General features: G+C 46.3%; 12 protein-coding genes. 5 read left to right on the top strand and 7 right to left on the bottom strand.

All coding sequences use genetic code 11. The annotated features are described in order from the left end of the window. Positions 1-41: 41 nt before the first annotated feature. The 7 genes from der to ndk form a co-directional block, all read right to left on the bottom strand. Positions 42-1,460: a ribosome biogenesis GTPase Der gene (der, locus tag Q0N89_RS03625; RefSeq protein ID WP_294033469.1), complete on the bottom strand. Its 1,419-nt coding sequence runs from the start codon at positions 1,458-1,460 to the stop codon at positions 42-44. 105 nt (positions 1,461-1,565) lie between these two features. Next, a complete protein-coding gene (gene bamB / locus Q0N89_RS03620) occupies positions 1,566-2,735 on the bottom strand; it encodes an outer membrane protein assembly factor BamB (protein ID WP_294033467.1) in 1,170 nt (389 codons plus the stop codon). A gap of 72 nt (positions 2,736-2,807) precedes the next feature. Next, positions 2,808-3,650, bottom strand: a complete 843-nt coding sequence (locus Q0N89_RS03615; protein ID WP_294033465.1) for a tetratricopeptide repeat protein — start codon at positions 3,648-3,650, stop codon at positions 2,808-2,810. 60 nt (positions 3,651-3,710) lie between these two features. Next, a complete protein-coding gene (gene hisS / locus Q0N89_RS03610; protein WP_294033463.1) occupies positions 3,711-4,967 on the bottom strand; it encodes a histidine--tRNA ligase in 1,257 nt (418 codons plus the stop codon). A gap of 44 nt (positions 4,968-5,011) precedes the next feature. After that, positions 5,012-6,130: a flavodoxin-dependent (E)-4-hydroxy-3-methylbut-2-enyl-diphosphate synthase gene (ispG, locus tag Q0N89_RS03605; protein WP_294033461.1), complete on the bottom strand. Its 1,119-nt coding sequence runs from the start codon at positions 6,128-6,130 to the stop codon at positions 5,012-5,014. Positions 6,131-6,259: 129 nt separating this feature from the next. Next, positions 6,260-7,444 (bottom strand): 23S rRNA (adenine(2503)-C(2))-methyltransferase RlmN, encoded by a 1,185-nt coding sequence (rlmN, locus tag Q0N89_RS03600; protein ID WP_294033459.1) that lies wholly within the window; start codon positions 7,442-7,444, stop codon positions 6,260-6,262. 130 nt (positions 7,445-7,574) lie between these two features. Then, positions 7,575-8,006 (bottom strand): nucleoside-diphosphate kinase, encoded by a 432-nt coding sequence (gene ndk, locus Q0N89_RS03595; protein ID WP_294033457.1) that lies wholly within the window; start codon positions 8,004-8,006, stop codon positions 7,575-7,577. Positions 8,007-8,511: 505 nt separating this feature from the next. On the opposite strand from ndk, the gene Q0N89_RS03590 reads away from it, so the two are divergent. The 5 genes from Q0N89_RS03590 (at position 8,512) to Q0N89_RS03570 (ending at position 13,714) form a co-directional block, all read left to right on the top strand. Further along, positions 8,512-8,844, top strand: coding sequence for a DUF485 domain-containing protein (locus Q0N89_RS03590; protein ID WP_294033455.1), 333 nt, complete (start codon positions 8,512-8,514; stop codon positions 8,842-8,844). Continuing rightward, the gene (locus Q0N89_RS03585) at positions 8,844-10,559 is read left to right on the top strand and encodes a cation acetate symporter (RefSeq protein ID WP_294033453.1); all 1,716 of its coding nucleotides are present in this window, start codon (positions 8,844-8,846) and stop codon (positions 10,557-10,559) included. The genes Q0N89_RS03590 and Q0N89_RS03585 overlap by 1 nt, the downstream gene beginning before the upstream one ends. A 119-nt stretch (positions 10,560-10,678) precedes the next feature. Next, positions 10,679-11,890: an MFS transporter gene (locus tag Q0N89_RS03580; protein ID WP_294033451.1), complete on the top strand. Its 1,212-nt coding sequence runs from the start codon at positions 10,679-10,681 to the stop codon at positions 11,888-11,890. Positions 11,891-11,975: 85 nt separating this feature from the next. Next, a complete protein-coding gene (gene ychF, locus Q0N89_RS03575; protein ID WP_078254267.1) occupies positions 11,976-13,067 on the top strand; it encodes a redox-regulated ATPase YchF in 1,092 nt (363 codons plus the stop codon). Between the two features lie 110 nt (positions 13,068-13,177). Further along, positions 13,178-13,714 (top strand): hypothetical protein, encoded by a 537-nt coding sequence (locus tag Q0N89_RS03570; RefSeq protein WP_294033449.1) that lies wholly within the window; start codon positions 13,178-13,180, stop codon positions 13,712-13,714. Positions 13,715-13,785: the final 71 nt, after the last annotated feature.

Below are 13,785 nucleotides of genomic sequence, written 5' to 3'. Positions count from 1 at the left end.
ACAACTTATAAGTAAGCTGTCGTTATTTTTATGCCTGATCATCAGCGTTTTTTCTCAGCACGCTTAAACTTTTGAATGCGTTTTTTCTCACGCATGAGCTTCGCTTTGTTTTTGACCACAGGATTTTTCTTGCCTTCGTATGGGTTGGCATTTTGCTTAAATTCCACATGAAGTGGCGTACCTTCAAGCTTAAACACATTACGATAGACATTCTCAAGATAACGCTGATAGCTCTTTGGCAGTGCTTGGGTTTGGTTACCATGAATGACAATCACCGGTGGATTATGCCCGCCAAGATGCGCATAACGAAGCTTGATACGACGACCCGAGACCATCGGCGGTGGATGGTTGGCGACAGCATCTTCTAGGATACGGGTTAGCTGATTGGTCGATACCTTAAACATCGACGCATCGTATGCCTTATGAATCGATGGATACAGATTACCCACACCATTACCATACAGCGCTGAAATCAGATGAATCTTCACCCACGGCACAAAGTTAAATCGACGATCAATCTCGATCTTGACAATGTCTTTTTGCTCTTGGGTTAGACCATCCCATTTATTGATCGCAACAACAATCGCACGACCGGCATCGAGCGCATAGCCAAGCATATGCAAGTCTTGATCGACAATGCCTTCTTTGGCATCGATGACTACAACAACCACATTGGCATCCTTGATAGCTTGTAGAGTTTTGACCACCGAGAATTTTTCGACTTTTTCATCGATACGACCACGACGGCGCACGCCTGCGGTATCGATGAGCACATAATTTCGCCCTTCACGCTCAAACGGAATATAGATACTATCCCGAGTCGTTCCTGGCATATCAAAAACCACGACACGCTCTTCGCCAAGTAGGCGATTGACCAGCGTGGATTTGCCGACATTGGGGCGACCGATGATGGCAAGCTTGAGCGCCTTATCATCCAGCTCATCGACTTCTTCATCTTCTGGCATATCTGCTGTCAAGGCTTCAAGTAGGTTATTGACCCCTTTGCCATGACTTGCTGCCATCGGGAATGGCTCGCCAAAGCCAAGTGCAAAAAACTCTGCCGATGACGCTTCATGCACGCCATCCATCTTGTTCGCTACCAAAAATACCGGCTTGCCAAGACTATGCAAAAAGCGAGCGATTTCGCTATCCGCACCAATCATCCCCACACGAGCATCAACGACGAACACCACGATATCGGCTTCATGGATAGCAGTATAAGACTGCGTCGCCATGTAGTCATCGATATTACCCGAGCCATCGTCCATCTCGCCGATACCGCCCGTATCGACGACGATGAAAGATTTATTCTCATAATGTGCATCGCCGTATTGACGGTCACGGGTCAAGCCTGCCAAATCCGCCACCAAGGCTTGACGGCTTTTGGTTAGCTGATTGAATAAGGTGGATTTGCCAACATTGGGGCGACCAATCAAGGCAACGACAGGTTTGATGCTCATAATTTACTCTTTATTAAGTCTAATAATAAAACTGATAATTGGTTAAAATAGCAAAACCTTTGCCGTCTTTTGACGACAAAGGATAGTTAATTGCTGTTGATAAAATTAAAACTGCCAAACGCTCACAACGCCATTGGCGCTTTGGGCATATAGGCGATTGCCAACCGCTTGTAGGCTTGTCAGTTCATTTTTGGCATCGACACGGCTGATGATTTTGCCCGTATTATCCAAAATATGCACCACGCCATCTTTATCGCCGACTGCGATGTGCTGACCGATTGCCACAGGATTGGTTAGACCACGGAATTTCAGCTCACTGTTTTTCCAAAGTTCTTCACCGCTTAGGCGATTGAACGCCACGATTTCACCATCGACATTCGTACCAATCAATGCCGAGCCAAGCACGGTCAAGGTGTTGGTGCTGGCAAGCTCACTGACAAACATCGTGCGACCTGTAGCCATATCATAGCCTACTACTTGTCCGCTATAGGCTGCGGCATACAGATGATTACCTGCGACGATTGGCGCACCATCGACATCACGCAGTTTGGCGATATCGCCTGAGCCTGTCGCTAGACCGACACGGCGTACCCAAGCAGGTGAACCTGTGGCAATATCAATGGCATGGATACGGCCATCAGACGCACCAACCAGCGCAGTCTTGGCATCGACCAAAATCGGCTTTGCCATACCACGAATGCTGACAGTCGGCGCTTGGGTGGTGTACTGCCAATCAATCGCACCTGTGGCAAGGTTTAGTCCATAGATGACGCTGCTGTTGGTTGATACGACCACCTTGCCACCGCTAATCAGCGCAGGGGCTAGGCTTGCTGATGGTAATTGTGCCGTCCAGCGTGTTTGACCGCTCGCCACATCTAGGGCGATGATTTTGCCTTGGCGTGTGCCAACGACAACGGTATCATTGGAAACTGCGACACCACTAGTAATGGCATCATTGACATTAGCACTCCAAGCGGTCTGACCATGACTGATGGCTGATACCACACCGCCACGACTTGCAGCGATGAAACCTTCAGCAGTTGGCGCAACTTGCAAATCCACCACATCTTTGGCTTTGGCTTTATTGCGCTTAAAGGTTGAAGTGCCTTGCTCAAGCTTGGTGCTCGACACTGGACTAAGGACTACAACTGGCGCTTCTAATTTAACAAGCTTAGCAGGCTTGCGTGGGTCTTTTTCGATAATTTTGCCACCACAACCAACCATCACTACTGCCATCGTGGCAACTAAAGCTGTTTTTACAAAACCTTGATACATATCATATCCTTGTTAATCACATAAAATGCATACAATAAAATACATCTTATTATAAAGCGATGTTACTAAGCACTAATTGCCCGTTTGTGTAGTTTGTGTTTCAGCAGTCGCCGCTTGTTCGGTTGCTGGTTGTTCAGCAGTTTTTTCAGCCGTTTGCTCATCTGCTTTTGCTGTCGCAGCCGGTGTTGCCACGATTGCAGGTGTTTCAATTGGCTCAACCGTTACGCCAAGTGACTGTAGTTTTAGGCTAAGCACGGCACGGTTTTCTTGGCGTTCACGCAGCGCATCCCAAGCTGTTTGATAAGCTTTTTTGGCGTTTTCGGTATCATTTTTGGCAAGATAAATATCACCGAGCAGCTCTTGGCGTGATGCTTCAAAGGCTTTTGGCATGGTTTCATTTGCCACCGCAAGCGCACCGTCCACATCATTATTAGCAAGCATCGCACGAGCGTAGCGTAGCTTGGTCATGGTCAATAAGCCTTCATCATCAAGCTTGATTGTGGTTGCTTGATTGAGCGTCGTTACTGCGCCTGCCAAATCGTCATTATCCGTCTGATGGCGTGCCTTAATCATCAATGCCTGCCACGCATAAGCGGTGTCGCCATGCGTCGCTACCAATGCATCAATATCAGCAAATAGCTTAGCTTCGTCATCGGCAAGCTGTTTTTTGGCAGCGTCGTCCAGCGATGGATTGATGGCGGTTTGAACCAGCTGTTCATCACGAGCTGCAATGTCTGTGTACATATCAGCTGCGACGGTATCAACTTTGGCATAATGCTTTTGGTAATATTGCCAACCAAAAAAGATGATCAATACCGCAATCACCGCATAGACGATTTTTTCGCCATGCATCTTAAGCGCCATCAGCGATGATTTATCCGCAAATTGTTTGTTGTCGTTCGAACTGTCTGTCATTGTTATACTCTAAAGTGAATTTCAAGCCATTATAGCATATCGCATTATCGCTGTCGCCAATTATGCAAAATAATAGGTCATGGGCAATCGTTGCTGCTCGCCCGTTGCCATCGTCTTGACGGTGATTTCACCTGTGCCCACTTCATCTTCGGCGATGATGACGGTATGCGTCGCACCGGATTTGTCTGCTTTTTTCATCTGCGCTTTTAGGCTTGTGGCGCTTGCCATTTTGACACGCAAGGCAGGCTGTGCTGCTCGTAGTGCATTGGCATACTGCACACCGTGGATAAAGTAATCAGGATGGGCAATGACAAAGACATCGCAGTCGCTTTGTGGTGCAAACGGATTCACCGCTTCGATGAGTAATAGCAGTCGCTCAAGCCCCATCGCAAAGCCCACCGCAGGCTCAGACTGCTCAGGCTTACCCTTAATCACGCCAATCAAACCATCATAACGACCACCGCCACAGACAGTTGCTTGTGAGCCAAGCTTATCCGTCACCCATTCAAAGACAGTCTTGTTATAATAATCCAAACCACGCACCAGTTTCTCATTAATCTCAAAGCCAATACCAAGTGCCGTCAGATATGCCTGCACCTGTGCAAAATGCGACTTGGTCGCTTCACCCAAAAATTCACCGAGCTTTGGTGCATTTTGCAAAATTGCTTGGGTTTTATCATCTTTTGAATCTAGGATACGCAAAGGATTGGTGCTTAGGCGACGCTGTGAATCTTCATCCAGACTGTCTTTGTGCGCTGTCAGGTACTCAACCAATGCCGCCTTATACGCCATACGCTCATCAGCTTCGCCCAAGGTATTTAGTTGCAAAGTCACTTCATGGTCGATGCCTAGCACCTGCCACATACGATGCGTCATCGCAATCAACTCAGCATCAGCATCAGGCAGCTCACTGCCAAAGCACTCCACACCCAGCTGATGAAACTGACGATAGCGTCCTTTTTGTGGACGTTCGTAGCGGAACATTGGGCCGATGTACCACAGCTTTGGCGTATCGCCACGAGTCAGATTATGCTCAACGACCGCACGCACTGCGCCCGCTGTCCCTTCGGGGCGTAATGTCAATGGGGTTGGCGGTTCGCTTTTATCAAAAAAGCTGTACATTTCTTTTTCGACAATGTCGGTCGCTTCGCCCACACCACGGGCAAATAGCTGCGTTTCTTCGACAATCGGCAAGCGGATTTGGCTAAAGCCGTAGCTGTCTAACACACTGATTAATTTGGCTTCTAGGCGACGCCAATTTGGGCTGTCGCTTGGTAGCACATCATTAAAGCCTTTGATGGCGGTAATTTTACTCATCAGGTTTCCTTAATTATTTTAAATATCATTATTTTAACTATCAATCAGCCTTGCACACGCAAAATCTCATTGGCGCGAGCTTCTTGGATTTCTTTGACTTGCGCACGCACCATCGTTTCAATCTCATCAACAAGCTTGGTTGTGTCAATCAAATGGCTTTTTTGACCATTACGGTACACTAGGCTATTTGGGCTTGCACCGACGACACCGATGGTCGCTTCTTTGGCTTCACCCGGCCCATTGACTTTACAGCCAATCACCGACAAATCAATCGGTTCACGCACATCTTCTAGGCGTGCTTCAAGCTCATTCATCACTCGGATGACATCGAACTCTTGGCGGCTACAGCTTGGACAAGCGATAAAATTCACGCCATTTGAGCGAATGCCAAGCGATTTTAGGATATCAAAGCCAATCTTAATTTCTTCTTCGGGCTCGGCAGCAAGCGAGATACGCATGGTATCGCCAATGCCATCAAGCAGCAGTCCGCCAAGTGCAATCGCCGATTTGACCGTGCCAGTACGATACACACCTGCTTCGGTCACGCCCAAATGTAGCGGATTATCAATCTGCGCCGAAATCAAACGATAAGCGTCTAGCGTCAAAAAGACATTGGACGCTTTGACCGAGATTTTATAATTTTGAAAATCCAATTTTTCCAAAATATCAATATGACGCAGTGCCGACTCAAGCATGGCTTCACCCGTTGGCTCGCCGTATTTTTTTTGCAAGTCTTTTTCGAGTGAGCCTGCATTCACCCCGATGCGAATCGGCACATTATGATGGCGAGCCGCCGCCACCACTTCACGCACTTTGGCATCATTGCCAATATTACCCGGGTTGATGCGTAAGCAGTCTGCGCCAGCATCCGCCACCGCCAAAGCAATCTTATAATCAAAATGAATATCAGCAATGAGTGGCACGCTGACTTGTTTTTTGATTTCAGCAAAGGCTGCCACACTCTCCATCGTCGGCGTGGACACGCGCATCAAATCAGCCCCTGCATCGACACAGCGCTGAATCTGTGCGACCGTCGCCGCCACATCGCAGGTGTCGGTATTGGTCATACTCTGCACGCTGATGGGTGCATCACCACCGATGGCGACATTGCCCACATAGATTTTTTTGGTTGGGCGGCGTTTGATTGGATTATGTGCTGACATAGTTACCACACTTTTTATTGTTTAGTTGGATGATATAGATGATGTCACAGAAAGTGGTTGCCATTGGTCATTCTAACAATCTTTGATGGCTTTGGCAATTTGGTGATATCCATCTGACTCATCTGAATCTCATTGGGTTTGTTGGCGTTTTTCGATACTTTCTTGCCATTTTTTGGCTCGGCGTGTACGGTCCGCCACTTGTCCGACCAACTGCCCACACGCTGCATCAATATCATCGCCACGAGTCTGACGAATGGTACACACAAAGCCTGCATTATTTAGAATATTGCTAAAGGCATGAATGCGGTTGTTACTTGAGCGGTCATATGGTGCGTGTGGAAATGGATTAAACGGAATTAAGTTAATCTTACTTGGCAAGTCCTTAAGCAGTGCCACCAGCTGTCTTGCGTGCTCATCGCTGTCATTAACCCCTGATAGCATCACATATTCGATGGTCACATGTTTCTTATGACGGGGATTTTCGTCATAGACATAGGCTTTGGCAGCGGCGATGAGCTCTGATAGCGGATATTTTTTGTTAATTGGCACAAGCTCATTACGCAGCTCATCATTGGGTGCGTGCAGACTGATAGCTAGAGCCACATCGATGTCTTTGGCTAAATCGTACATCTTTGGCACGACACCTGATGTCGAGAGCGTCACACGGCGTTTGGATAAGCCAAAGGCATGGTCATCAAGCATCAGTGACATCGACGCCACCACAGGCTCATAGTTGAGCAGCGGCTCGCCCATACCCATCATCACCACATTGGTGACACGGTTCTCACGCTCGGTCGGGGCGACATCTTCCATATAGGACTGATTGGCGACCCACAGCTGTCCGATAATCTCACTCGGTGTCAAATCTCGCTCAAACCCTTGCTTACCTGTACTACAAAATGAGCAATCCAACGCGCAGCCAACTTGACTTGAGATACACAAAGTCTTACGCCCAAACTGCTTATTGTCATCGGCAGGAATCAGCACCGTCTCAACCAGCGACCCACCTGCCACTTCAAAGACCCATTTACGCGTACCGTCTTGACTAAATTCCTTGTATTTCACCGTCGGCGGTGTCACGCAGGCGGTGTCATGTAGGCATTGTTGCAGTTTTTTTGAGATATTAGTCATCTCAAAAAAATCGGTCACGCCAAATTGATAAATCCACTTCATCACCTGCGTTGCTCGAAACGGCTTTTCGCCAATCGACACAAAAAAAGCCGCAAGCTCATCTTTTGACATACCCAAAAGATTGATTTTATTGGTCGTAGCGCTTGTGGTATCAGGCGTATGAATGACAGGAATTTTGTTCACAGATGGACTCATCAAGTATTGGATTAAAAATCAGAATATTATACTAAAGTTTTGCAGCAAAGTCATAATAAATACACAAAAAAGCAACCACCGATTGGCAGTTGCTTTTTGAATTGGTCAATCGACCAAATTAGCGAGTGCGTGGGAAAATCTCGTCTGCGCCAAAGAAGTAAGCGATTTCACGCTCAGCAGAAGCTACAGAGTCAGAACCGTGTGCCGCGTTCTCGTCGATGCTTACCGCAAAATCTGCACGGATAGTACCAGCAGCTGCTTCTTGTGGGTTGGTCGCACCTAGGATGTCACGGTGTGCAAGTACTGCGTTTTCGCCTTCTAGCACAGATACCACGACTGGGCCTGAAGTCATGAATGCCACTAGGTCACCAAAGAAACCACGCTCTTTGTGCTCAGCATAGAAGCCTTCTGCTTCTTTTTGAGTTAGGTGCTTGTATTTCATTGCAACAGGCTTAAGACCAGCTTTTTCAAAACGAGCAACGATGTCGCCGATGTGGTTTTTGCCAACTGCGTCTGGCTTGATGATAGATAAAGTACGTTCGATAGCCATGGGAATATCCTTGATTGCTAATAGTTAAGGGAAAAATAAGTTGTGATGATTATACCAATTTTTTGGGCAATTTACAGCCTTTTACCAAAAAATATTTCTCTGATGCTTCACCATTAATCATTTATTAACAGTCAAAATGTTATATTATACAATTATTCTTAGAAATAAAAACTCTATATGTCATCTTTGCATGAAATAATTTTGTACAAATTTATGTTTTGTCTAGACAAAATAAGTGTAGCAATGTTCACTAGATTATGCTAGTATTGCTGCGTTATTAACATACTTGTTGTATTTGCTTGATGATTAATATCGATGAGTGCCTAGCGGTTCAGTCGTTCATCACCCTGCCCTATCCATGATAAGATATTGATTTATTTGATGTAATTTACTTCTTAAGTGTAGGCAGTACCGATATGTTTAATAATAAGCGATAATGATTATCTCTTTTTTTAGTTATAACCTATGGCAAATTAATTGCCAATGGATTTCATGGAGAAAGGTTATGGATGAGGTTCAAGTCAAGAGAATTCTTGAAAACCCAAAATTTAAAACACTGGTAGCCAAAAAACGCAATTTAAGCTGGAGCTTAACGGCGTTAATGTTATTTATTTACATTGGCTTTACATTATTAGTGGCATACAACCCTGAATTTCTGCGCACTTCTATCTCAGGCGGCGTCATTACTTGGGGTATTCCTTTGGGGATTGGCGTGATTGTCATGTCATTTGTACTATGTGGCGTCTATTCTTTTGTCGCTAACAACTCATTTGACAAACTCAATCAAGAAGCCATGGATGAGGTTGAAGCAATCACCCACAGCAAAGGAGATGCCTAATGAAATTTTCTCACATCAAAGCATGGTCTGCAGTAGCATTGACCACGCTTATGACCAGCCCAGCATTCGCTGCAGCACTAGAAGGTGAAGCAGAAAAACAAGCCACCAACTGGACCGCCATCATCATGTTCGGTATCTTTGTTGGCTTTACTCTATTCATCACCAAATGGGCTGCCAAGCAAACCACCTCTGCCAAAGATTTCTATACCGCAGGTGGTGGTATCTCTGGTTTCCAAAACGGCCTAGCGATTGCTGGTGACTATATGTCAGCGGCATCATTCCTAGGCATCTCGGCGATGGTCTTTGCATCAGGTTATGACGGTCTTTTGTACTCACTAGGCTTTATGGTGGGTTGGCCAATCGTTCTATTCTTGATTGCTGAGCGTCTGCGTAACCTAGGTAAATACAACCTATCTGACGTAGTCTCATTCCGCCTAGACGAAAAACCAGTGCGTACGATGGCTGCCTACAGCTCGTTAGTAGTTGTGGCATTCTATCTCATCGCTCAGATGGTGGGTGCAGGTCAGCTTATCAAGCTACTATTTGGTTTGGATTATAACATCGCTGTAATCATCGTTGGTCTATTGATGATGGCATATGTTATCTTCGGTGGTATGCTTGCGACCACTTGGGTACAAATCATCAAAGCGGTTATGCTACTATCAGGCGCATCTTTCATGGCATTTATGGTGATGAACCATGTCGGCTTTAGCTTCTCTGAGATGTTCTCAAAATCAATTGATGTCTTTTCACAAGTACACAACAAAGCACCTGAAGAAGCTGCCAAAATCATGGGCCCAACCAGCCTTGTTAAGACCCCAATCGATGCTATCTCATTAGGTCTGGCATTGATGTTCGGTACTGCAGGTCTGCCACACATCTTGATGCGTTTCTTCACTGTATCTGACGCTAAAGAAGCTCGTAAATCAGTGGTTGTTGCTACAGGTTTTATTGGCTACTTCTACCTATTGACCTTCATCATCGGTTTTGGTGCGATTCTACTTGTTTCACAAAACCCAGCTTATATCGATGCAGCGAAAATGGCAGTCAGTGGCAAGCTTGAACTGCTTGGCGGTAACAACATGGCAGCGATTCACCTAAGTCATGCTGTCGGTGGTGACTTGTTCTTAGGCTTTATCTCAGCTGTGGCATTTGCAACCATCTTGGCGGTTGTTGCTGGTCTAACACTATCTGGCGCATCAGCCATCTCGCATGACCTATATGCCAATGTCTATCGCAAAGGCAAAACCACTCCAGAATCTGAGCTAAAAATGTCAAAAATCGCCACTCTTGGCTTGGCAATCCTAGCGATGGTATTGGGTATCTTGTTCGAGAAACAAAACGTGGCATTCATGGTTGGTCTAGCATTCGCTGTTGCTGCTTCTGCTAACTTCCCAGTACTAGTACTATCTATGTTCTGGAAAGGCTTGACTACTCGTGGTGCGGTAATTGGTGGCTTTGCTGGTCTAATCAGTGCAGTTATCCTAATCGGTCTAACCAAAGCAGTTTGGGTAGATACACTAGGTCTAGGCACTGAGCCTATCATCAACATGAGCAACCCTGCAATCTTCTCAATGGCATTGTCATTCATCTGCGCATGGTTCTTCTCAGTGACTGACAAATCAGCTCGTGCTGCAGCTGAGAAAAAAGCATTTGACCAACAGTTCGTTCGCTCTATGACGGGTATCGGTATCTCTGGTGCATCTGACCACTAATTGATAACCAGCCAAATATCAAAAGCTCTCGATGATTCGAGGGCTTTTGTTTTGTGCCTTTTTCATGGCTATCTGATGCATTTCACGCTATAATGGGTGTTTTTTGCCCACTTCCTGCCATGCATTTACCCAAGTCACTCACCCACCACCCTGCTGTCGCCAATTTTAACCAAACTGTTTGGGCGATGCTCTCAGGCAGTTTTGTGGTGCGTATCAGCTACTTTATGTCGTGGCCATTTTTGATTATCGTGCTCAATAATAACCCCAGCGTGTCTGCGATGGGCGTGGGGATTATTTTGGGATTTTCGGCAGGTGTTGCGGCATTATCGGCGGTCTATGTTGGCTATTTGGCGGATAAATTTGGCGAAAAGCCCTTATTGATGACAGGCTGTCTCGTTGGCATGGTGTGCTATGTGCTATTGCCTTTTGCCAGTAGTTTTTGGCAGTATTTTGCCATCATGGCACTACTTGGGCTTGTGCGTCCACTCGTCGAAGTCGTCGGCAAGACCATCATGTGCAATCAGCTTGCCAAGCCATCAGATCGTGAAACCGCACTGTATATCCGCTATTTTTTGATCAATGTTGCCGGTGCTATCGGGCCGCTGCTTGGGCTGTGGGTGGGACTTCGCCATGCCGATAGCTTATTTACGCTCACAGGCATTGCTTATTTTTGCTTTTGTATTTGGATTTATCGGCTGATTACTAGCACGCGCCATGTGCGCACAGAAGCCTTGCCAAGCTTTAAAAGCACGCTCAATGTCATCCGCCAAGATTTGCTGTTTTTGACCTTGCTTATCGCCATCTTTTTGATTCTGATTGTCTATTCACAGGCGAGCGCTACCGTGCCACAGCTGATCACTGCATTGATAGGCGAAGATGCAGCACAGCTGATTGTACTATTGACCGTGGTGAACTGCGTGACGGTCGTTGTGCTACAATTTCCATTATTAAAATTATTCAGACGATTGCACATCAGTGCTCGCACGCAGATTGGGCTTGTGTGCTTATTGTCTGCACAAGTCTTATTCCTACTGATGGATCAGCAGTCGATATTGGCATGGGCGGTGGCGTTTTTTGTGTTTAGCCTTGCCGAAGTCATCGTCATCCCCACCATCAGCGTGCATATTGATAGCTTTGCAAAACCCGGTTTGCGTGGCAGTTATTTTGGGGCGGCGGCATTTAGCGAGCTTGGCAATGCTTTAGGCCCGATGTTCGGCGCTTTTATGATTAGCCAATTTTCAGATACGCATTATTTTGTGGCGACGACGACAATCTGCGTGATTTTGATGATGATTTATGGCGTGATTTGGTATAAGCAAACAAAATATTAGCAAGCATTTATCGGTCGGATTTGGTATAATAGATAGATTATATTTTTGACCTTTTTAACTTATTAACCATCACAAAGAGAGTATCATGGGCTTTAACTGTGGCATCGTCGGCCTGCCAAATGTCGGCAAATCAACCCTTTTTAACGCACTGACCAAAGCAGGTATCGCAGCGGAAAACTTCCCATTTTGTACCAAAGACCCAAACACAGGCATCGTCCCTGTGCCTGACCCACGCCTAAAGGCATTGGCAAAAATCGTCAATCCTGAACGCACCATCCCGACCAGTATGGAGTTTGTGGACATCGCAGGCTTGGTCGCAGGCGCATCAAAGGGCGAAGGCATGGGTAACCAATTCCTTGCCAATATCCGTGAGACCGACGCCATCGCTCATGTGGTGCGCTGTTTTGATGATGATAATGTTATCCACGTCGATGGCCGTGTCAATCCCCTATCAGACATCGAGACCATCAACACCGAGCTTGCCCTAGCTGACCTAGACGCCGTCACTCGTGCCATCACTAACCTAAACAAAAAAGCCAAAGGCGGTGATAAAGACGCACAAGCTGCCCTAGCTGTATTCCAAAAAATCGAGCCATTCTTGGCAGATGGTAAGCCTGCCCGCCTAGCAGGTCTGGATGACGATGAGAAAAAACTCATCAAAAGCTATGGTCTAATCACCCTAAAACCTGTGATGTACATCGCCAATGTGTCAGAAGACGGCTTTGAAAATAACCCATATCTAGACCAAGTGCGTGAATTTGCCGCCAGTGAAGATGCCATCGTCGTGCCACTATGCAACCAAATCGAAGCTGAAATCGCCCTACTTGATGAAGCGGACAAAGCGGAGTTCCTTGAGAGTCTTGGCATGGAAGAAGCAGGACTTGATCGTGTAATTCGTGCAGGTTATGAGTTATTAAACCTACAAACCTACTTTACCGCCGGCGTCAAAGAAGTGCGTGCTTGGACGGTGAAAGTTGGCGCAACTGCCCCTGAAGCGGCTGGCGTGATTCATACCGACTTTGAGCGTGGCTTTATCCGTGCTGAAGTAATTGCTTATGATGACTTTATCGAGCATGGTGGCGAAAAAGGCGCTGCTGCCGCTGGTAAATCTCGTTTGGAAGGCAAAACTTATATCGTCCAAGATGGCGATGTGATGCACTTTAGATTTAATGTCTAATAATCACAAACTCAATCAGCCAATGCTTATGTATTGGCTGATTTTTTAATTGAAAATCATTTCGATTTTGGGTTATACTATTTCAGTTATCCCCATCAAGGAGCTGTATCATGAAACAAAAACTACTCATCGCAAGTATCATTGCCACACTTGGACTAAGCGCCTGTTCACAACCAAGCGAACAACCAGCCACCGAAACCAAGACTGAAACCGCCCAAAGCACAAGCACTGACACCAAGACAACCGACACCGTTCAAGCACCAGCCAAAGAAGGTGAAACAGCACAAGCTGACCATGCAGAACACAACCACGAAGGTGATGACCACAAGGGGCATGATCACGAAGGTCATGATCATAGCGACCACGCAGGACACGACCATATGCACGCCGAAGGTGATGCATATCAATGTGGCGACAAGACTGTGCATATCGTCGTCCATGACCACGAAGGTGAAATCGAAGCACACCTAACTGATGACAGCATCGTCTATGATCTCAACCAAGATCCAAACAACAAAAACAACTACACCACCAATGATGGCATTCAAGGTGAAAACAAAGGCATGACACTCACCATCGATGGCGACAAAGCCAAAGTGGTTGGTAGCGACAATGCCGTGCTACTTGATTGCACCAAAAAGAGCTAATCCGTGATTATTTATCAGCTGAATTTACAATCCAAGTGCAACAAAAAAAGAAGTACTCATCAACTAGAATA

The sequence above is a fragment of the uncultured Moraxella sp. genome (assembly GCF_945873075.1).
In the GTDB taxonomy this organism is placed as follows: domain Bacteria; phylum Pseudomonadota; class Gammaproteobacteria; order Pseudomonadales; family Moraxellaceae; genus Moraxella.
This window is presented reverse-complemented; position numbering and strand designations above follow the sequence as displayed.

What these genes read in the sequence shown, in the direction of transcription:
- der (WP_294033469.1), bottom strand. Translation starts at nt 1,460, where the DNA reads ATGAGCATCAAACCTGTCGTTGCCTTGATTGGTCGCCCCAATGTTGGC.
- bamB (WP_294033467.1), bottom strand. Translation starts at nt 2,735, where the DNA reads ATGTATCAAGGTTTTGTAAAAACAGCTTTAGTTGCCACGATGGCAGTA.
- Q0N89_RS03615 (WP_294033465.1), bottom strand. Translation starts at nt 3,650, where the DNA reads ATGACAGACAGTTCGAACGACAACAAACAATTTGCGGATAAATCATCG.
- hisS (WP_294033463.1), bottom strand. Translation starts at nt 4,967, where the DNA reads ATGAGTAAAATTACCGCCATCAAAGGCTTTAATGATGTGCTACCAAGC.
- ispG (WP_294033461.1), bottom strand. Translation starts at nt 6,130, where the DNA reads ATGTCAGCACATAATCCAATCAAACGCCGCCCAACCAAAAAAATCTAT.
- ndk (WP_294033457.1), bottom strand. Translation starts at nt 8,006, where the DNA reads ATGGCTATCGAACGTACTTTATCTATCATCAAGCCAGACGCAGTTGGC.
- Q0N89_RS03590 (WP_294033455.1), top strand. Translation starts at nt 8,512, where the DNA reads ATGGATGAGGTTCAAGTCAAGAGAATTCTTGAAAACCCAAAATTTAAA.
- Q0N89_RS03585 (WP_294033453.1), top strand. Translation starts at nt 8,844, where the DNA reads ATGAAATTTTCTCACATCAAAGCATGGTCTGCAGTAGCATTGACCACG.
- Q0N89_RS03580 (WP_294033451.1), top strand. Translation starts at nt 10,679, where the DNA reads ATGCATTTACCCAAGTCACTCACCCACCACCCTGCTGTCGCCAATTTT.
- ychF (WP_078254267.1), top strand. Translation starts at nt 11,976, where the DNA reads ATGGGCTTTAACTGTGGCATCGTCGGCCTGCCAAATGTCGGCAAATCA.
- Q0N89_RS03570 (WP_294033449.1), top strand. Translation starts at nt 13,178, where the DNA reads ATGAAACAAAAACTACTCATCGCAAGTATCATTGCCACACTTGGACTA.